Raw genomic sequence first — 19,090 nt, forward strand, 5'->3', positions numbered from 1 at the left:
TGCAGGGGGGACCCTGTGGGAGAGTAGGACGCCGCCGAACAATCATTCAGAAAAGGCCCACCCGGGTTACCGGGTGGGCCTTTTCGCGTTTCCGGCTAACGGCCGGGGAGCACGAGCTTGAACCCGAGGTGCGACCCGGTGAAGCCCAGGCGCTGGTAGAAGCGGTGCGCGTCCGTTCGGGTCGCGTCCGAGGTGAGCTGGACGAGGTCGGCGCCGAGTGCGCGGGAGCGCTCGACGGCCCACTGGATCAGTTCGGTGCCGAGTCCGCTGCCGCGCTCGTCGGCGTGGATGCGGACGGCTTCGATGATCGCGCGGGTGGCGCCGGTGCGGGAGAGGCCCGGGACGAGGGTGAGTTGCAGGGTGCCGACGGTGCGGCCGGCACGGTCGGCGACGACCAGGTGCTGGTGCGGGTCGCCGTCGATGCGGGCGAACGCGGTGCGGTACGGGGTGAGGTCGTCGGGCGTTTCGCGGGTGGCACCCAGGGGGTCGTCGGCGAGCAGCGCCACGATCGCCGGCAGATCGGCCTCGGTAGCCGGTCGGATCGTCAGAACAGCCGTTTCAGTCATGATCAGAGGATAGGGAGCCTCCTTGGTCGTCCACCGGGTCCAAAGTCCCTGTCTACGCCCGTAGCGCCCCGCTACGGCCCCTTGCGGACGGACGCCCGGTCACTCCCCGGGCGCGGCACTGGTGATGACGGCGAAGACGGCTCCGTGCGGATCGACCAACTGGGCGAGGCGGCCGACGCCGTGCACATCGGTCGCCGGGATCCGGACCTTCGCGCCGAACTGGTCGGCGATGGCGAGGGAGGCGTCCACGTTGGGGACCTCGAAGTAGGGGAGCCAGTGCGACGAGGTGCCGCGCGCGGTGTGTTCGGGGCCGAGCTGGAGGATGCCGCCGTGGGCGTCGTCGGTGCCGCCGCCGGCCGGGGTGAGCACGGTGTAGCGCACCTCGCCGAGCGGGACGTCCTGTTCCTGCCAGTCGAAGACCGTGCGGTAGAAGGCCTTGGCCCGTTCGGCATCGACGCTGTAGCACTCGGCCCAGCAGAGGCTGATCGGGGCGTTGACGACGTCCAGGCCGCGGGTGTCGTGCGGCTGCCAGAGCGCGAAGTCGGCGCCGGTGGGGTCGGTGCAGCCGGCCGTCCGGCCCGCGGCGAAGACGTCGAAGGGGGCGAACCGGACCCGGCCGCCCGCCTGTTGGACCAGTTCGGTGGTGCGGTCGGCGTCGTCCGTCGCGAAGTACAGCGTCCAGCCGGGCAGGGCGCCCTCCTCGGTGAGCGGGCCGAGGGCGGCCGCGATCCGGCCGTCGAGCTGGAAGAAGCCGTAGCCGCCGGCTTCCTGGCCGGCCGGGTCGAAGGTCCAGCCGAACAGGGCGGAGTAGAAGTCGACGGAGGCCCGGGTGTCGGGGCTGCTCAGGTCGAGCCAGACCGGTGAACCGGGGCGGAAGGCGGTGTTGAGCATGGCGGCACTGCTCCTCGGGCGGGCCCGTACGGGCACGGTCGTCGACCCCCTGGGACCTTCCAGCCTGGCACCTTGCGGGGGGCGGTGCACGGCAGGAGTCAAGGGGCACCCGGGGCTGTCCGCGCCGGACGGTACGGTGCGTAACGGAATGGTCCACCCGTACCGGTCGAAGGGGGGCGCCGGTGGGCGAGCAGGCGCAGTCGGGGCAGCAGGCGCAGCAGGTAGCCCGGCAGCTCGCGCAGGTCGAGGGCGTGCTGGAGCGGATCACCTACGCCAACGAGGAGACCGGCTACACGGTGGCCCGGGTGGACACCGGCCGGGGCGCGAACGACCTGCTGACGGTGGTGGGCGCGCTGCTGGGGGCGCAGGTCGGGGAGTCGCTGCGGCTGCACGGCCGGTGGGGTTCGCACCCGCAGTACGGGCGGCAGTTCACGGTGGAGAACTACACGACGGTGCTGCCCGCGACGATCCAGGGCATCCAGCGGTACCTGGGCTCCGGGCTGATCAAGGGCATCGGTCCGCGGTTCGCGGAGCGGATCGTGGAGCGCTTCGGGGTGGACACCCTGGAGGTGATCGAGAACGAGCCGGGCCGGCTGATCGAGGTGCCGGGGCTGGGGCCGAAGCGCACCGGGAAGATCGCCGCGGCCTGGGAGGAGCAGAAGGCCATCAAGGAGGTGATGGTCTTCCTCCAGGGGGTCGGGGTGTCGACCTCGCTGGCGGTGCGGATCTACAAGCAGTACGGCGACGCCTCGATCGGGGTGGTGAGGAACGAGCCCTACAAGCTGGCGGCGGACGTCTGGGGCATCGGCTTCCTGACGGCGGACCGGATCGCCCAGGCGGTGGGAATCCCGCACGACAGCCCGGAGCGGGTCAAGGCCGGCTTGCAGTACGCGCTGTCGCAGAGCAGCGACCAGGGCCACTGCTACCTGCCGGAGGAGCGGTTGATCGCGGACGGCGTGAAGCTGTTGCAGGTGGACGTCGGGCTGGTGATCGACTGCCTGGCGGAGCTGGTCGCGGCCGAGGGGGTGGTGCGCGAGACGGTGCCGGGGGAGGCGGGGGAGCCGATCACCGCCGTGTACCTGGTGCCGTTCCACCGGGCGGAGATCTCGCTCGCCAACCAGCTGCTGCGGCTGCTGCGTTCGGACTCCGACCGGTTGCCGTGGTCGGCCGACGTGGACTGGCCGGTGGCGCTGGAGTGGCTGGCGCGGCGGACCGGGGCGGAGCTGGCGCCGGAGCAGGAGCAGTCGGTGCGGCTGGCGCTGACCGAGAAGGTCGCGGTGCTGACGGGCGGTCCGGGCTGCGGGAAGTCGTTCACGGTCAAGTCGATCGTGCTGATGGCGCTGGCCAAGAAGGCGAAGGTGGTGCTGGCGGCGCCGACCGGGCGGGCGGCGAAGCGGCTGGCCGAGCTGACCGGCGCGGAGGCCTCGACGGTGCACCGGCTGCTGGAGCTGAAGCCGGGCGGTGACGCCGCGTACGACCGGGACCGGCCGCTGGACGCCGACCTGGTGGTGGTGGACGAGGCCTCGATGCTGGACCTGATCCTGGCGAACAAGCTGGTCAAGGCGGTGCCGCCGGGTGCGCACCTGCTGTTCGTGGGGGACGTGGACCAGCTGCCCTCGGTGGGGGCGGGCGAGGTGCTGCGGGACCTGCTGGCGCAGCACGGGCCGATCCCGTCGGTGCGGCTGACCAGGATCTTCCGGCAGGCGCAGCAGTCGGGCGTGGTGACCAACGCGCACCGGATCAACGAGGGGAAGCCGCCGCTGACGGAGGGTCTGTCGGACTTCTTCCTGTTCGTGGAGGACGACACGGAGCGGGCGGCCGGTCTGACGGTGGACGTGGTGGCGCGCCGGATCCCGCAGAAGTTCGGCTTCGACCCGCGCCGGGACGTCCAGGTGCTGGCGCCGATGCACCGGGGGCCGGCCGGTGCGGGGAACCTGAACACGCTGTTGCAGGCGGCGGTGACGCCGGCCCGGGAGGGGTTGGCGGAGCGGCGCTTCGGCGGGCGGACCTTCCGGGTGGGGGACAAGGTCACCCAGATCCGCAACAACTACGACAAGGGGCGGAACGGCGTCTTCAACGGCACAGTGGGAGTGGTGACGGCCCTCAGCGTGGACGACCAGCGGCTGACGGTGGTCACCGACGAGGACGAGGAGGTGTCGTACGACTTCGACGAACTGGACGAGCTGGCCCACGCGTACGCGGTGACGATCCACCGCTCGCAGGGCAGCGAGTACCCAGTGGTGGTGATTCCGGTCACCATGTCCGCTTGGACGATGCTCCAGCGAAATCTGCTCTACACCGCTGTGACCAGGGCTCGGAAACTCGTGGTGCTGGTCGGGTCACGGAAGGCGATCGCACAGGCCGTGCGGGCCGTCAGCGCAGGTCGGCGGCATGCTGCGCTCGATCATCGACTTGCAACTGGATGATTATCCAGCAGGATGGTTGCCTCTAATGTTCTCTTGACGTGAAGAGATTTACGGCAGAGCCTAGGGTGGTGCCGATCTTGTCCGGTTCGTACCGGCTGCGGCGGCAGGTTTTGTAGGGGCGGGCCCTTCCGGGCCACCCCGGGTGCGCGGCTGTCCTCCGGATGGGGGATCGTGGAGACAGTCAGGGCACCTTGGAAGAGGATTCATTTCGTCGGTGAGGAAGACGTGAGCGACAACTCGGTAGTACTGCGGTACCAGGACGGCGAGTACGAGTACCCCGTCGTCGAGAGCACTGCGGGCAACTCCGGCTTCGACATCTCGAAGCTGCTCCCGCAGACCGGCCTGGTCACCCTGGACAACGGCTTCGGTAACACCGCCGCGTACAAGTCCGCGATCACCTTCGTGGACGGCGACAACGGCATCCTGCGGTACCGCGGCTACCCGATCGAGCAGCTCGCAGCACAGGGCGGCTTCATCGAGACCGCGTACCTCCTGATCAACGGTGAGCTGCCCAACGCGGACCAGCTGGCGGAGTTCAACCGCGAGATCACCCAGCACACGCTGCTGCACGAGGACGTCAAGCGCTTCTTCCAGGGCTTCCCGCGGGACGCCCACCCGATGGCCATGCTGTCCTCGGTGGTCGGCGCGCTCTCCACGTTCTACCCGGAGAGCCACAACCCGTTCGACGCGGACCAGCGCCACCTGTCGACCGTCCGCCTGCTGGCCAAGCTGCCGACGATCGCCGCGTACGCGTACAAGAAGGCGATGGGCCAGCCCTTCGTCTACCCGCGCAACGACCTGAGCTACGTCGAGAACCTCCTGCGGATGACCTTCGCGGTCCCGGCCGAGGACTACGAGCTCAACCCGGTCATCGTCAACGCGCTGGACAAGCTGCTGATCCTGCACGCGGACCACGAGCAGAACTGCTCGACCTCCACCGTGCGCCTGGTCGGCTCGAGCCACGCCAACCTGTTCGCCTCCATCTCGGCCGGCATCTCGGCGCTGTGGGGCCCGCTGCACGGCGGCGCCAACCAGGCCGTGCTGGAGATGCTGGAGAGCATCCAGCAGGACGGCGGTGACGTCGACGCGTTCATCACGAAGGTGAAGAACAAGGAAGCCGGCGTCAAGCTGATGGGCTTCGGCCACCGCGTCTACAAGGCCTTCGACCCGCGCGCCGCGCAGGTCAAGCTGCTGGCGCACGAGGTCCTCGGTCAGCTCGGCAAGAACGACGAGCTGCTGGAGATCGCGCTCAAGCTGGAGGAGCACGCCCTCAAGGACGACTTCTTCATCTCGCGCAAGCTGTACCCGAACGTGGACTTCTACACCGGCCTGATCTACCGCGCCATGGGCTTCCCGACCAGCATGTTCACCGTGCTGTTCGCCCTGGGCCGGCTGCCGGGCTGGATCGCCCACTGGCACGAGATGATCAACGACCCGACCAGCCGGATCGGCCGCCCGCGCCAGATCTACACCGGCGTCGAGATCCGCGACTACGTCGAGCTCGACCAGCGCTGACGTAGCACCGCACCGAAAGGGGCCCGGCCGCTGTCGAGCGGCCGGGCCCCTTCGCGTCCCCGCGCCCCGGGCCGGAGGGGCCCGGGGCGCGGGGACGGAACCGTACGGCGCACGACTCCGGGGCCGACTGCGACCGGGGACGGCCGCTCAAAGCGTCCCTGGCCCGCCACACCCCGGCGCCGTGCGCGAAGGCCGTCGAAAGCACGACGACCGTTCCCGGGGCCCGCCGGAGCCCCGTCGTCGGCAGCTGCCGGAAGCACGGGACACGTTGCCGTTAGCCGTGTCCCGCCCAGCGGAAAAACTGCCGCACTACCAACCTAAGACGTATCAGGGTGCGAGAAGTTACGCCCGGGGGGTGTGAGCTGCCTCTCGCCACGCTCCGTAGGCGCTTCGTACCGCGCTCATATCACACCTTCCCTCGCGCACGACGTCACCCTCCCCGCAGTCACGGCAACCGAGCGTGATAGGAATCGTGGCATTCCGGTACGGACCGTCGCGCCCCCTCGTCGCGCGACGGCGGAACTGGGGAGGGAGTGCGCAGATGGCCAGGAACGTCGTCGTCACCGGCGGTGGCACGGGAATCGGGTACGAAGTCGCGCGGCGGTTCGCCGAGGCGGGCGAGCACGTGGTGATCGTCGCCCGCCGTCGTGAGGTCCTGGAGAAGGCCGCGGCCGACCTCGGGCCGAACGTCACCCCGCTGGTGTGCGACCTGGCCGACCCGGACGCGGTGGAGGCCGCGCTGCGGGAACTGCCCGAGCGGATCGACGTGCTGGTGAACAACGCCGGCAGCCGGGAGACCGTGGTCGGCGGCGGACCGCACGCCCTGTTGGCCCGCTGGCGCGGCGACTTCGAGCGCAATGTGCTGACCGTCGTGCTGCTCACCGAGTCGATCCGGGACCGGCTCACCCCGGGCTCTGGGCGGGTCGTCACCATCAGCTCCATCGCGGCCCTGCGCGGGGCCGGCTCCTACGGCGCGGCGAAGGCCTCGCTGCACGCCTGGAACAACTTCCTGGCCGCCCAGTTGGGCACTTCGGGGATCACCGCCAACATCGTCGCGCCCGGCACGGTGGCCGGCACGGAGTTCTTCGGGCCGCGGCTGGACGAGGCCGAGGTGGCCCGCCGGGCGGCGCGCACCCTGCTCGGCCGGATCGGCGAGACCGGCGAGGTCGCCGCGGCGGTGCACTTCCTCGCCTCGGCCGAGGCCGGGTTCATCACCGGTGAGATCCTGCACTGCAACGGCGGGGAGCTGCTGGGGCGTTGAGGCGTGACGAGGGGCCCGGACCGGTGCGGTCCGGGCCCCTCGGGCGGTTCAGGAGGGCCGGAAGCGGCGCAGCCGGAGGCTGTTGCCGAGCACGAAGACCGAGGAGAAGGCCATCGCGGCCCCGGCGATCATCGGGTTGAGCAGTCCGGCGGCGGCCAGCGGGATCGCCGCCACGTTGTAGCCGAAGGCCCAGCAGAGGTTGCCCTTGATGGTGCCGAGGGTCCGGCGGGAGAGCCGGACGGCGTCGGCGGCGGCGCGCAGGTCGCCGCGGACCAGGGTGAGGTCGGCGGCCTCGATCGCGGCGTCGGTGCCGGTGCCCATGGCCAGGCCGAGGTCGGCCTGGGCGAGCGCGGCCGCGTCGTTGACGCCGTCGCCGACCACCGCCACGACCCGGCCCTCGGCCTGGAGGCGTCGGACGGTGGCGACCTTGTCCTCGGGCAGCACCTCGGCGATGACGTCCTGCGGGGCGATGCCGACCTCGGCGGCGACCGCCTCGGCCACCGCCCGGTTGTCGCCGGTGAGCAGCAGCGGGTGCAGGCCCAGGGTGCGCAGCCGGGCGACGGCCTCGGCGCTGGTCGGCTTGACCGCGTCGGCGACCTCCAGGACGGCCCGCGCCTCGCCGTCCCAGCCGACCGCGACCGCGGTGCGGCCCGCCGCCTCGGCGGTGGCCTTGGCGCGGGCCAGGACGGGCGGCAGGTGCTGCGCGCGATCGGCGAGCAGGGCCTCCCGCCCGGCCGTGACCGTGCGGCCGTCGACGATGCCCTGCACGCCCCGGCCGGGGACGTTGCGGAAGTCCCGGACCGGCGGCAGCGGTCCGGTCCGTTCCTCGGCGGCGTCGGCGACGGCGCGGGCGATCGGGTGCTCGGAGGCGTGTTCCACGGCTCCGGCCAGCCGCAGCACCTCGGCCTCGGTGGTCGCACCGGCGGTGTGCACGGCGAGCAGGGTCATCCGGCCGGTGGTGACGGTGCCGGTCTTGTCGAGCACGACGGTGTCGACCCTGCGGGTGGACTCCAGCACCTCCGGGCCCCTGATCAGGATGCCGAGCTGGGCGCCGCGGCCGGTGCCGACCAGCAGCGCGGTCGGGGTGGCCAGGCCGAGGGCGCACGGGCAAGCGATGATCAGCACGGCCACCGCGGCGGTGAACGCCGCAGTGGGGCTGCTGGTCGCCAGCAGTCGGCCGACCAGGGTGGCCAGGGCGATCAGGATGACCACCGGGACGAAGACCGCGGAGATCCGGTCGGCCAGGCGCTGGGCGGCGGCCTTGCCGTTCTGGGCGTCCTCCACCAGCCGGGCCATCCGGGCCAGCTGGGTGTCCGCGCCGACCCGGGTCGCCTCGACCACCAGCCGGCCGCCCGCGTTCACGGTCGCACCCGTGACGGCGTCCCCGACCGTGACCTCGACCGGCACGGACTCGCCGGTCAGCATCGAGGCGTCCACCGCCGAGCTGCCCTCGACCACGATGCCGTCGGTGCCGATCTTCTCGCCGGGGCGCACCACGAAGCGCGTGCCGACGGCCAGGTGCTCCACCGGCAGCCGGACCTCGCGTCCGCCGCGCAGGACGGTGACGTCCTTGGCGCCGAGGTCGAGCAGGGCGCGCAGGGCGGCGCCGGCCCGGCGCTTGGCACGGGCCTCCAGGTGGCGGCCGAACAGGATCAGCACGGTGACGGCGGCCGCGGTCTCCAGGTAGAGCGTGGCCGAGGGGTCGGTGTGGCCGACCGTGAACGAGAAGTCGTGCCGCATCCCGGGCATTCCGGCGTGGCCCAGGAACAGCGCCCAGCAGGACCAGCCGAAGGCGGCCAGGGTGCCGAGCGAGACCAGGGTGTCCATGGTCGCGGCGCCGTGCTTGAGGTTGGTCCAGGCGGCGCGGTGGAAGGGCAGGCCGCCGTAGACGACGACCGGGCCGGTGAGGGCGAAGGCCAGCCACTGCCAGTTGGTGAACTGCAGCGCCGGGACCATCGAGAGCAGCACCACCGGGAGGCTGAGCAGGGCGCTGGTCCGCAGCCGCTCGCGCAGCGGGTCGTCCGGGCCGGCGGGCGCGGTGGGGCGCTCGGTGGGCTGCTCGGTGGGCTGCTCGATGGGGGCGGGGGCCGGGGGCGGCGGGAGTTCGGCGGTGTAGCCGGTCCGCTCGACGGTGGCGATCAGGTCGTCGACGGTGACCCCGGGGCCGTAGTCGACCCGGGCCTTCTCGGTGGCGAAGTTGACGGCCGCCTCGACGCCGTCCATCCGGTTGAGCTTCTTCTCGATCCGGGCGGCGCAGGAGGCGCAGGTCATCCCGCCGATCGACAGCTCGACCCGGTCCCGTGCCCCGAGGCCGGGGGCGGAGGTGGTCATGCGGTGACACTCCCTAGGTGGGGGTGTACGGCGGGGGCCGGTGCCGGGCCCCCGCCGTACCGGGGCGGCTCAGGCGGCGCGGCCGACCAGTTCGTAGCCGGCCTCGTCGATCGCGGCGCGGACCTCGTCCTCGGCGAGCGGGGCGGCGGAGGAGACCGTGACGGTGCCGGCCTGGGAGTCGGCGGCGACCTCGGTGACACCGGCGAGGGTGGAGAGCTCCTCGCTGATCGCCTTCTCGCAGTGGCCGCAGCTCATGCCGGACACGGTGTAGGTGATGGTGCTGGACATCGGGGCCTCCGGGAGGTCGGTGCGGGGTACGGGCCGTGCTTGGTCTCCTACCGTCAACACCATACCCCTCAGGGGTATTCCCCGAAGGGGGTGGGTGGGGCGGACAGCATCGTGGGCGGCGACGGCGACGGCGACGGTCAGGCCGGGGCGGAGGGCGACTGTGCCGGAATGGGCGCGCCCGGCTCGCGCCGGACCAGCAGCCGCAGCCAGAGCAGCCCGCCCAAGGAGACCACGAGCAGGCCGGCGGTGTCATAGACGGTGTACAGGTGGACCTGCTCGGTGGACGGGTTCGGCATGTAGCCGAGGTCGAACAGGGCGCGCTGGAAGTCGCTCGTGGTGGTCCGGGCGACCAGCCAGACCGCGATGCCGCTCGTGCTGTCCCACAGTGCGTGCAGCAGCGATACGCCCAGGTAGGTGAGCAGCACCGGGGCCGTGCAGCGGAAGCGGCCGCCGCGCCGCTCCCGGAACAGCACCCCGCCGATGATCGCCGTCCACAGGATGTGGCCGACCGGCGCCAGCACCCCGCGCAGGATCTCGGTCTCCACCAGGTCGTCGAGCGAGAGTCCCTGGATGCTCAGCACGGCGTTGAACGCGTATCCGGCGCTCTCGAACGCCGCGAACCCCGCGCCGACCGTGGCGCCCAGCACCAGCCCGTAGCGCAGGCCGCCCAGCTGGCCGCCCACCCGCAGCCGGCGGCAGACCAGCACCAGTGCGGCCAGCTTCACGGCCTCCTCGATCAGGCCGACGCCGACGTACATCCACGCCGACGGGGAGAGCAGGTAGGACTCCAGCACCGAGGCGCCCAGGACGCCGATCACCCCGCCGATGCCGAAGCAGGTGAAGATCAGGCCCGGGCCGAGGTCGGCCGCGTACCGCTCGTACGCCCAGATCACCACCGACGCCGGGACGAGGAAGCTGCCGAGCAGCACGATCGTCGGGACCAGGTTGCTGTTGTCGGTGAAGAAGGTCACCAGGACGGTGCAGGCCCAGAGCAGCAGGCCGGTCAGGAAGAACTTGACCCAGTGACGGGGCCGGGCGGTCGCCCGGACGGGGGGTGTGATGATGCGCGGAGTGGATCGGGATCCGGACACCGGGCAGGGCCTCCTCTGTGTGACCGCTTTGGTCGAACTTTATGACAAATCAGGCATTTAGGTAGTGTTCGCTCTGTGTTCCGGATGCACCGCGCCCAGTCGCCCACCACGCCGGCCCTCCAGGCCATCGACCTCCAGAACGTGCCGTTCTGGCGGCGGGCCGCGCCGGCGCTGCTCGCCGTCCTGCTGGTCGCGCTCGCCGACCTCCTCTCCGGCAAGGACCGGTACCTCGCACCGTTGATGACCGTGGTCCCGGCCGTCGCCGCGCTCACCCTCAAGCCCGGTGAGCTGCTCGCCGTCTGTGCGGTCGGGCTGCTCGCGGTCTTCGGCCTCAGCCACTACGACCAGGTCGACAACATCAACGACGCCCGCTTCCTTTACGGTGCGATGGTCAGCTATCTGGTGTTGACGCTCTTCTCGGCCTGGGTGGCCAGGGTCCGGATGCGGCGGGCGGCCGCCTTCGCGGCGGTCAGCTCGGTCGCCGAGGCCGCGCAGCGGGCCCTGCTGCGACTGCCCGGACCGGCCGTCGGGCCGCTGCGGCTCGCCGTGCGCTACGTGTCCGCCGCGGACGCCTCGCGGATCGGCGGGGACCTCTACTCGGTGCTGGAGACCCCGCACGGCACCCGGGTCGCGGTCGGGGACGTCCGGGGCAAGGGGCTGGCCGCCGTCCAGACCGCGGCCGTGGTGCTCGGGGCCTTCCGGGAGGCCGCGTACGACGAGGCCGGACTGCGGGGGGTCGCGGCCCGGATCGAGGCCAGCGTCGAACGGCACGTGCCGGACGGGGAGTTCACCACCGCGCTGTTCGCGGAGTTCCGTGCGCCCGGGCAGATGGAACTGCTGCAGTACGGGCACGTGGCGCCGATCCGGGTCGACCGGGACGGGCGGGTGCACGTGCTGGAGGCGCCCGACCCGTGGGTGCCGCTGGGCCTCGGGCGGCTGGCGACGGGGGAACCGGCCACCTGGGGGCAGCCGTTCGGGCCCGAGGACGTGCTGGTGCTCTGCACGGACGGGGTGATCGAGGCGCGGCACCGCAGGAGCGGGGCGTTCTATCCGCTGGCGGAGCGGGTCGGGCCGTTGGTGCAGGGGGCGGCGCGGTCGGCGGGGGAGTTGGAGGCGGCGGTGGGGCGGGTGTATGCGGATCTGCTGGCGCATACGGGTGGGGAGTTGCGGGACGATGCGTTGTTGTTGTTGATCACGCGGACGGATTGAGGGGGGCGCTGAGGGGGGCCGCTGCGCGGGGCTTCTGTGGGGGTGGGGGCTTTCGGGAGGGTGGGTGACGCCGGGGGCGGTTCCGGGGGTGGGTGCTCCGGGGGCTGGGTGATTTTCGGACTGCCGACCCTGTCGGTGCATGGTCGGTCGCCGTTGGCAGTCTGAAAATCACCCGTCACGCCCCTCTCCGCACCCACCCCCTCCACCGCCCCCTCCCGCAGCGCGTCCCTCTCGCCTGGGTGGGTGAGGGGGAGGGGGGAGGTGGGGGGTGGGTTGCTGGGGGAGGGGGGTGGGTGGGTGGGTTGCTGGGGCCGGGGTGACAGCTGGTGGTTGTCGTCGGGGGGTGGTGGTTGTTGGACCGGGGGGTGTCGGGGGCGGTGGGGTGGGGGGAGCCGAGTGGAGGGAGTACGGGGATGAAGGCGCTGGTGGCGACGGGTGAGGTGGCGGAGCCGGTGCGGTTCGCGGAGGTGGAGCAGCCGCGGCCGGGGCCGGGGGAGGTGCTGGTGAAGGTGGAGGCCTTCTCGGTGAACCGGGGCGAGACCTTTCAGCTGGAGGCGCCGAGGGACGGGTGGCGGCCGGGGAAGGATGTGGCCGGGCTGGTCGTGCAGGCCGCCGGGGACGGGTCGGGGCCGGGGGTGTGCCGGCGGGTGGTCGGGCATCCGCCGGCGGGCGGGTGGGCGGAGTACGTGTGCGTGCCGGTCTCCTCGCTCGCCGAGCTGCCGGACAGCCTGGACGCGGTGCGGGCCGCCACGCTGCCGTTGGCCGGTCTGACCGCACTGCGGCTGCTGCGCACGGTGGGATCGGTGGTCGGGCGGCGGGTGCTGCTGACCGGGGCGTCCGGCGGGGTCGGGCACTACGTCACCGAGCTGGCCGCCGCGGCCGGGGCCGAGCTGACCGTGGTCACCGCCTCGCCCGAGCGCGGCCGTCGGCTCGTCGAACTGGGCGCGGCCGAGGTGGTGCACGAGGTGGGGGCGGCGCGCGGCCCGTACGACGTGGTGCTGGAGTCCACCGGCGGCGCGAACCTGGCACTGGCGCTGGCCCGGCTGGCCCGCCGCGGCACCCTGGTCTGGTTCGGCCAGGCCTCCCGCACCCCCGCCGAGCTGGACTTCTTCGACTTCTTCCAGGGGCCCGAGTCGGCCACCCTGCGGCACTTCCACTACGCCGACTCGGACGTCCCGGACGGCGCGGACCTGGCCGTCCTGGTGCGGCTGGCCGCGGCCGGCCGGCTGACCCCGGAGATCGGCCGGGTCGAGCCCTGGGAGCGGACCGCGACCACCCTCACCGACCTGCGCGAGCGCCGGATCCGCGGCAAGGCCGTACTGACCGTCGCCTGACCGGGAAAGGAGCCATCCACCGTGTCCCCCCGACCAACTGCCCGCGTACGACCGGGCGACCGCCCCGCTGACCTCGCTGCCGGACTGGCCCGCCGCCGCCCGGCTCGCCTGACGCCGGGTCACGCCATCGGCGGGCGGACACGCGAAAGCCCCGGAGAGTGATCTCTCCGGGGCTTCACCGACTGTGGCCAGGGCCGGGGTCGAACCGGCGACCTTCCGCTTTTCAGGCCGCGTGAGGGGCGCCTACTACGCGGGAGCCGCTCGGCAAGGAGTGCCGGGGAGTACGACACAGTCCGATGCTGTACGCCGCTGTTGGCGTACGGGTTGGTGTACGCCAACCCGTACTAGCTTGAGCCTCATCACGGGAGCTGGCAGAACGCGACGGTCGCATCGTCGCCCGACTTGAAGCGCGGCCAGCGGAGTCCGTTCGGGTCCGTGGCCTCGACCTTCCGGACAGAGGAAATGAGCCCGTCCGCGCCAGCCTCCCGGAGCGTCGCGAAGGCGTCCGCCCACGATGCGACCTTGTACTCGGTGACGAGCCGTGAGACACCATCCGACACGACGGCCACCGCCCGGACGCTGGCCAGCGGCACCGCGCCCGAAAGCGCATGGTGTGCCGCTTCGCCCGTGGAAGCGGCCACCCAGTAGCCGTCCGGGGTGTTCCGGGTGAGCCGCTGCGCTTCGACCATTCGGCGCACGCTTTCGGCGTGCTCAGGCGTCCCGGTTGCGAAGCGTTCTGTCTCAGCGCGGAGTTCGGGCACCACGGTGTCCACCCGCAGGTCGGTAATCACCCGGTAGTCGTCAGCACGCTCGAAGACGATCGGCGAATCGGCGAGAACCAGGTAGTCGAAGCTGTCGGCCCCGGCCCGCACGACCGAGACCGTTGCCGACGGCGTGCCGGGGTTGCCTAGGTCGCACCCGGGGTGGAGCGCGGCGACCTCTTCGAGCGCCTGTGCCAGCCCGTCAGCCAGCGGCTGGCCGGGAGCTGCCAGCGCGGCCACCAGGTGGCCACCAAGCTGGGCGACGTACCACGGGACGCCATGCCGACAGCCAGTGTCGAGTCCGGCTGTGCTTAGACCGTCCAGGACCACGGCGAGCGTGGGTGTGGCCGCTACCCAGTCCTCGTTGGGGTTCGCGCCACCTGGAGCGGTGGCGATGGAGACGCGCATCTGTCAGGCCTCGTGTCGGTAGATCGGAGTGACCCTGCTGCTCTCCAGAACCTCCAGAGTCTGCGGGTCGTAACGGCATGAGATGAGCGTGGAGAAACGCTTCGTCCGCACCTCGCGGTAGAGCTCCGCCAGGTGGTTCTCCAGGTAGTGCACGACGCCGTTCGCGCCGATCGCGTGAATACCCGCGATGTAGAGGAAGGTGCCCTTGCCATCAAGGCGCGGGAGCCGAGCGAGGTAGCCAACGTCTCCGGCCGTGCCGTCGACGTCGAGGGGGGATCTGTACTCGGTCTCGGCGCGCAGATCTACCAGGTGCCAGGCCGTGTCCTTGCGGAAGCGCAGATTGTCGTCGCCCTCGAGTACCTGGGCGACGATCGGGGACAGTCGCGGCCCGCAGATGACGACGAGGTGCTCGCGGTTGAGGTTCACGATGCCGGATGGCGGGATGACCTCGTACTCGGAGTCGAGCTTGAGGCCGGCGAACAGCTTTCGCAGGTGCTCGTAGTTGTTCAGGTCTTCCCTGGTCACGACCTGGCTCGGGTTCTCGTCCAGGGCCTTCCCTGCCTCGTACTTACCGCCAACCGCCACGGTCATCGGTCCCAGGCCGAAGAACGCCCTTTCCGGCGGGGGGCCAGCCGACGCGAGCTGCCCGACACGCCCGCGGCTTACGCCGAGCAGAGTCGCGATCTCGGCCTGTGACATTCCCGATGCCGAAGCCTCTTCAATGGCCTCCCGGCGGACGCGGGACAGCTCTACCACCCGGTTCTGGTAGTCCGCCATCAGGGCAATCGCCGCCTTGGCCCGATCGATCGGGACAGCCACGTTGGCCACCCGCTCAAGCTCCTCGTTCATCGTGATCCCTTCGCTGCCTAGGGGGGCGAAGCAAGGATATCGCGAGGGGGACTTGACGCCTAGGCGGCGTCTGCCTACCTTGGGTATCAAGCACGACGGAAAGCCCCCCTAAGCAACTTGGGGAATGGCACCTCGCTGCTTTGACCTGCGCGAACGCGTGACTCTCTCGTGATGCTCCACCTGTCCACTCAGGAGGCTTCGCCATGCCCGCCATGCCCTGCACCACCGCCGTGAGTCGGACTGTGATCGGCCGTTCCTCCGCCCGCCATGTGGCGTCGCCGACCGGCGAGTCCCGCGGCATGTCGGCGGGCGCGTGGGTGATGGAGGTGACGGGCCTGGAGCGTCGGCGCCGGGCCGCAGTGCGGCGGATCGCCCAGCTGACGGGTACCCAGTGCCTGCGGTGGAGCGGGGAGATCAGCGACGAGGACTGGCAGTTGGTCCTCACGCTCGGCGCTCAGGCGCTGCTCGCGGCGGCCAAGGACGGGACGCCCCTGGGCCTTCCTTACTGGTGGGAGGGCACGGCTCGGGAGTTCGTCAAGGACGCCGCCGCACCGACGGTCTACCTCCCGGTCGACCACACCCCCGAGGAGCGGTTCGAAGCCGAGACAGGCGGGGCGCCGACCTCCCTGTCCGAGGTCGAGCCGACCGCACCGGCAGAGGTCAGCAGGAACGTACCGGGTCCGGTCCGGCGACCCGCCAGGCACAAGACTGCCGAGAAGTGGGACCCGTTCGGCAAGGGCCCTCGCCACACCCCGCGCACCAGGGCTACTGCCTCTCGGCCTGGCGGCCCGGTCCCGCGGAACTAGCCCAGCTCAACCCATCTACTGCCCTGCGCGGTGGCGGCTCCCGTGTCCTTGGCCGGAAGAGGAGCCGCCCCCGCCGGGCTCACCCACCGATTCGACGAGGTGACCCCATGAAACTGTACGTCGGAGCCCAACGGGTCTTGACGGCCCGCGAGCTCGTGGAACTCGCCTTCGGCTACGGCATCGACGCCGAGCTGTTCACCGGCACCGAGGACGAGAGCGCCGAGGACCGGATGGCCCGGCTCGACGTCGCGCGGGAGGTCCTGCGGGACCTGGACGGGCCGGCAGCGCGCTTCGCGTCCGGGTTGATGCGCACGGCCGAGCGCCGCCGGGTGCTGACCTGGAAGGCGGCCGCCTGATGAGCGCTCGCCGCATCCTGCTCCTCACCGGCACCCGCACCCCGCACCGGCCCAGCCGGCCGCTGGCCGCCCGGCTCGCCGACTACCACCCCGCCCCGGACGGCGCCCTCCCCGGCGCTGCCTGCACCGGAGCCGAAGGCGACCTGTTCTACCCGGAGCCCGACGAGGACGACGAGATCACCGAGGAGGTCGCCGCGGCGGCCTGGTGGGCCGAGCGGCGCGCCAAGATGATCTGCGCCGGATGCCCGGTCCGGCTGATGTGCCTCGCGCGGGCGCTGGAGCGCCACGAGAAGTACGGCATCTTCGGCGGGATGACCGCCGCCGAGCGGGACGCGCTCCACCAGCGTCGCCTGCGGACCGCCGCCCGTGCGCGCCGCGCCCTTGGCGGTGCCGCGTGACGACGGTGACCGCCCCGACGGGCGTTTCAACCCCGGCCGCCACCGCTTCAACCCCGCGGTGGGCCGCTTCAGCCACACGGGCGGCGGCCTCGGACCGGCTCATGCTGGGCATCGCGATCCTCGCCGCGGTCGGCGGCGCCGCCCTCGCCGTCATCGGCTTCAGCGGCTCCTACAACGCGGTGAAGAACCTCGGTTTCAACCACAACTTCGGGGACTTCAGCTACGCGTTCCCGATCGGCGTGGACGCCGGGATCGTGGCCCTGTATGCCATGGATCTGCACCTGATCCGCAAGGGCGCCCCGACACCGTGGCTGCGGCTGCTGGCCCACGGTTTCACCGCCGCGACGATCTACTTCAACGCCGCCTCCGCCGGGCCGCTGCTGAAGGACCCGACCGGCACCGCGATGCACGCCGTCATTCCGATCATGTTCGTCGCGGTCGTGGACGCCGGGCGACGCCTGGTCATCCGGATCACCCGCATCGAGGCTGGGCACCAGCACGACGGCGTGCCGCTGCACCGCTGGGTCCTCGCCCCCTGGCCGTCCTTCAGGATGTACCGGCGGATGCGCCTCTACCGCATCCCGTCCTACGCCCGCGCGGTCGAGCTGGAGCAGGAGCGGGTCGTCTACCGGGTGATGCTGGAGCGCGAGTACGGCAAGAAGCTGAAGGACGTGCCCTCTGACCTGCTGCTTCCTCTGACCATGGAGGAGTTCGGGCTGAGCGTGGACGAGGCCCTGGCGCAGCCGATCGAGGCCGAGGAGCGCGCCCGGCTGCGGGCCGAGCGTACGGCCGCTTTCGAGGCCGAGGTCACCGCCCGGTCCGAGGCCCGGACCGCTGACGCCCAGATCTCCAGCCTGCGCACGGCGGGCCGCATCGAGGCGGCCGGGTACGAGGTCGGTGCCGAGACCGCCGCCGCCAAGGCCCACGCGGAGGCCCGTACCGTCGCCGCCGGCCGCGAAGCCCTCGCGGCCGAGCGGTTCGACCAGGCGACGGAAGAACTGGCCGCCGCGGCTGCCGAGCAGGACGCCGCCGAGGCCCGTCGGCGTGCTGCTGAAACGGACCGCACTGCCGCTGAAACGGAGCAGGTCGCTGCTGAAACGCGGCGCCGTGCCGCTGAAACGGACCGTGAGGCGGCGGCCGTCGAGCGGGCCCGGGCCGAGGATGAGGAGGCCATCCAGGCCGCTCGCCTGAGCGTGGCTGAAACGGCCAAGGCTGCCGCTGAAACGGAGGAGGCCGCTGCTGAAGCGGGCCGCCGCGCGGCTGAAGCCGAGCGGGACTCGGCCGCTGCCAAGCTCGCCCAGGCGGACGCTGAGGAGGCCACCGATGCGGCCCGGCTGCGCGCTGCTGAAGCGCGCGCCCGTGCGGCTGAAACGGAGCTGCGCGCGGTTGAAGCGGAGGACGCGGCGAAGATGACGCCCGCCGCCCGTGCCACCCGCCGCGTCGCCCGCATGATCCTCGCTGCCGGTGTTCCCGCCGAGGCCGTCGATCTCCAGACCATCGCCGACGCGCTCGGGGTCTCCCTCGCCACCGCCTCCGGGCGCCGTGCCGAGGCCGCCGAGCTGATCGCCTCCGGCTACACCCCCCACACCCTCGCCGCCACCGCGTAGAACCGGGAGAACCCGCCATGAGCACCGACGACATCCCCGCCCCCGGGCCGGAGTTCGAGCCCACCCACGCCTGGCTGATCACCCTCCAGCGCCCGACCGGGAGCGGCTTCGCGGTCGCGACGCGCTCCGGCACCTCGACCTTCCCGCCCGGATTCCCCCGCCCGGACGCCTACGCCGGCATCCGGGAGTGGCTGGAGCGGCGCGAGCCCCAGCTCGGCGGCGCGGACGTCCTGTTTTTCTCCCTGGAGCCCTACCGGCTCTGACCCCTCAACTCCCGCTTTTCCCCGCCTGGTTCACGAAAAGGAGCACGACCGTGGCCGACCGTGACTCGGTCTACAACGACCCCGCCTACGACATCACGTCCGTCCCGTCCTGGAAGACGCCGCCGCTGCACGGCGCCTACGCCCCGAACGCCCGCCTGTCCGCCCGCGCCAAGGCCGGTATCGGCGCCGGCGCGATCGTGCTGGCCGCGGCCGGAATGGTCGCCTACTCGACCTACGCCTCGGCCCAGGCCGACGCTGACGTCCGCAAGGCTCAGATCGCTTTGGACGCCTCCAAGGTGGAGCTGGAGAAGCAGAAGCAGGCCGCCGACCTGGCGAAGGCGGCCGATCAGGAGACGCCCGCGCAGAAGGCCCGCCGGGAGGCGGTCCAGGCCTGCGTCGCCAAGGCCGGCAACACCTACAACGCCGTCGCGGACTGCGGCAAGGTCTTCCCCGCCGTGGACGGGCCCGGGATGGTCAACACCTCCCGCACCGTCGCCGACGGAGACACCGGCGACTCGACGCCGACCGTGGGCCTGGTCGTCCTCGGCGTCGCCGGGACCGCGGTGGCGGCCGGCTGGATGAAGCGAAAGTTCTCCCGCCCGTAACCGTGTGTGATCTCCCCCCACCCACCCCCCATCCGGAGAAGCGTCTTCCCCCTCCCGCTCAGAGGCGTGGGGGGAGCTGTTTCCGCTCGGGTGGGGGGTGAGTGGGAGATCGCAGAGAGTGAGGA

At 71.8% G+C, this 19,090-nt stretch carries 18 protein-coding genes and 1 tRNA gene; 11 read left to right on the forward strand and 8 right to left on the reverse strand.

The genetic code is table 11. The annotated features are described in order from the left end of the window. Positions 1-95 precede the first annotated feature (95 nt). Positions 96-566: a GNAT family N-acetyltransferase gene (locus AB0O91_RS24050; RefSeq protein ID WP_363436485.1), complete on the reverse strand. Its 471-nt coding sequence runs from the start codon at positions 564-566 to the stop codon at positions 96-98. 99 nt (positions 567-665) lie between these two features. Next, the gene (locus AB0O91_RS24055) at positions 666-1,457 is read right to left on the reverse strand and encodes a VOC family protein (protein WP_363436488.1); all 792 of its coding nucleotides are present in this window, start codon (positions 1,455-1,457) and stop codon (positions 666-668) included. Between the two features lie 182 nt (positions 1,458-1,639). Here AB0O91_RS24055 and AB0O91_RS24060 point away from each other — a divergent pair, with 182 nt between their 5' ends. From AB0O91_RS24060 to AB0O91_RS24070, 3 genes are all read left to right on the forward strand, one after another. Then, positions 1,640-3,883, forward strand: coding sequence for an ATP-dependent RecD-like DNA helicase (locus AB0O91_RS24060; protein ID WP_363436491.1), 2,244 nt, complete (start codon positions 1,640-1,642; stop codon positions 3,881-3,883). A gap of 225 nt (positions 3,884-4,108) precedes the next feature. Next, positions 4,109-5,398, forward strand: a complete 1,290-nt coding sequence (locus AB0O91_RS24065) for a citrate synthase (RefSeq protein ID WP_363436494.1) — start codon at positions 4,109-4,111, stop codon at positions 5,396-5,398. 541 nt (positions 5,399-5,939) lie between these two features. Beyond that, a complete protein-coding gene (locus AB0O91_RS24070; RefSeq protein WP_363436496.1) occupies positions 5,940-6,659 on the forward strand; it encodes an SDR family oxidoreductase in 720 nt (239 codons plus the stop codon). A gap of 48 nt (positions 6,660-6,707) precedes the next feature. On the opposite strand, the gene AB0O91_RS24075 is transcribed toward AB0O91_RS24070, so the two are convergent. The 3 genes from AB0O91_RS24075 to AB0O91_RS24085 all read right to left on the reverse strand — a co-directional run bounded on the left by AB0O91_RS24075 (position 6,708) and on the right by AB0O91_RS24085 (position 10,369). Beyond that, entirely contained in the window at positions 6,708-8,990 is a 2,283-nt protein-coding gene (locus AB0O91_RS24075) for a heavy metal translocating P-type ATPase (protein ID WP_363436499.1), read from the reverse strand. A gap of 69 nt (positions 8,991-9,059) precedes the next feature. Next, the gene (locus AB0O91_RS24080) at positions 9,060-9,278 is read right to left on the reverse strand and encodes a cation transporter (RefSeq protein WP_363436502.1); all 219 of its coding nucleotides are present in this window, start codon (positions 9,276-9,278) and stop codon (positions 9,060-9,062) included. A 137-nt stretch (positions 9,279-9,415) separates the two neighbouring features. Then, complete coding sequence (locus AB0O91_RS24085) at positions 9,416-10,369, reverse strand: PrsW family glutamic-type intramembrane protease (protein WP_363436505.1); 954 nt, start codon at positions 10,367-10,369, stop codon at positions 9,416-9,418. An 84-nt stretch (positions 10,370-10,453) separates the two neighbouring features. Between AB0O91_RS24085 and AB0O91_RS24090 the strand changes: the two genes are divergently transcribed. Together AB0O91_RS24090 and AB0O91_RS24095 are read left to right on the forward strand one after the other, a co-directional pair. Next, positions 10,454-11,578: a PP2C family protein-serine/threonine phosphatase gene (locus AB0O91_RS24090; protein WP_363436792.1), complete on the forward strand. Its 1,125-nt coding sequence runs from the start codon at positions 10,454-10,456 to the stop codon at positions 11,576-11,578. Positions 11,579-11,991: 413 nt separating this feature from the next. Beyond that, entirely contained in the window at positions 11,992-12,912 is a 921-nt protein-coding gene (locus tag AB0O91_RS24095) for a zinc-binding dehydrogenase (RefSeq protein WP_363436508.1), read from the forward strand. A gap of 185 nt (positions 12,913-13,097) precedes the next feature. On the opposite strand, the gene AB0O91_RS24100 is transcribed toward AB0O91_RS24095, so the two are convergent. The 3 genes from AB0O91_RS24100 to AB0O91_RS24110 form a co-directional block, all read right to left on the reverse strand. Beyond that, a tRNA-Phe gene (locus tag AB0O91_RS24100) sits at positions 13,098-13,179 on the reverse strand. 92 nt (positions 13,180-13,271) lie between these two features. Then, positions 13,272-14,081, reverse strand: coding sequence for a protein phosphatase 2C domain-containing protein (locus AB0O91_RS24105; RefSeq protein ID WP_363436510.1), 810 nt, complete (start codon positions 14,079-14,081; stop codon positions 13,272-13,274). Positions 14,082-14,084: 3 nt separating this feature from the next. Further along, positions 14,085-14,930 (reverse strand): sigma factor-like helix-turn-helix DNA-binding protein, encoded by an 846-nt coding sequence (locus tag AB0O91_RS24110; RefSeq protein ID WP_363436513.1) that lies wholly within the window; start codon positions 14,928-14,930, stop codon positions 14,085-14,087. A 203-nt stretch (positions 14,931-15,133) separates the two neighbouring features. Between AB0O91_RS24110 and AB0O91_RS24115 the strand changes: the two genes are divergently transcribed. The 6 genes from AB0O91_RS24115 to AB0O91_RS24140 all read left to right on the forward strand — a co-directional run bounded on the left by AB0O91_RS24115 (position 15,134) and on the right by AB0O91_RS24140 (position 18,965). Next, positions 15,134-15,736 carry a hypothetical protein gene (locus AB0O91_RS24115; RefSeq protein ID WP_363436516.1) on the forward strand — a complete coding sequence of 201 codons (603 nt, stop codon included), beginning with the start codon at positions 15,134-15,136 and terminating at the stop codon, positions 15,734-15,736. Between the two features lie 107 nt (positions 15,737-15,843). Next, positions 15,844-16,092 (forward strand): hypothetical protein, encoded by a 249-nt coding sequence (locus AB0O91_RS24120; RefSeq protein ID WP_363436519.1) that lies wholly within the window; start codon positions 15,844-15,846, stop codon positions 16,090-16,092. Beyond that, positions 16,092-16,490, forward strand: coding sequence for a WhiB family transcriptional regulator (locus AB0O91_RS24125; protein WP_363436522.1), 399 nt, complete (start codon positions 16,092-16,094; stop codon positions 16,488-16,490). The genes AB0O91_RS24120 and AB0O91_RS24125 overlap by 1 nt, the downstream gene beginning before the upstream one ends. Beyond that, positions 16,487-18,097, forward strand: coding sequence for a DUF2637 domain-containing protein (locus AB0O91_RS24130; protein ID WP_363436524.1), 1,611 nt, complete (start codon positions 16,487-16,489; stop codon positions 18,095-18,097). Before AB0O91_RS24125 ends, AB0O91_RS24130 begins: the two co-directional genes overlap by 4 nt. Positions 18,098-18,114: 17 nt before the next feature. Beyond that, positions 18,115-18,360 (forward strand): hypothetical protein, encoded by a 246-nt coding sequence (locus AB0O91_RS24135; RefSeq protein ID WP_363436527.1) that lies wholly within the window; start codon positions 18,115-18,117, stop codon positions 18,358-18,360. Between the two features lie 50 nt (positions 18,361-18,410). Continuing rightward, positions 18,411-18,965 carry a hypothetical protein gene (locus AB0O91_RS24140; protein WP_363436530.1) on the forward strand — a complete coding sequence of 185 codons (555 nt, stop codon included), beginning with the start codon at positions 18,411-18,413 and terminating at the stop codon, positions 18,963-18,965. Positions 18,966-19,090 lie beyond the last annotated feature (125 nt).

Source organism: Kitasatospora sp. NPDC089797 (genome assembly GCF_040684795.1).
GTDB lineage: Bacteria > Actinomycetota > Actinomycetes > Streptomycetales > Streptomycetaceae > Kitasatospora.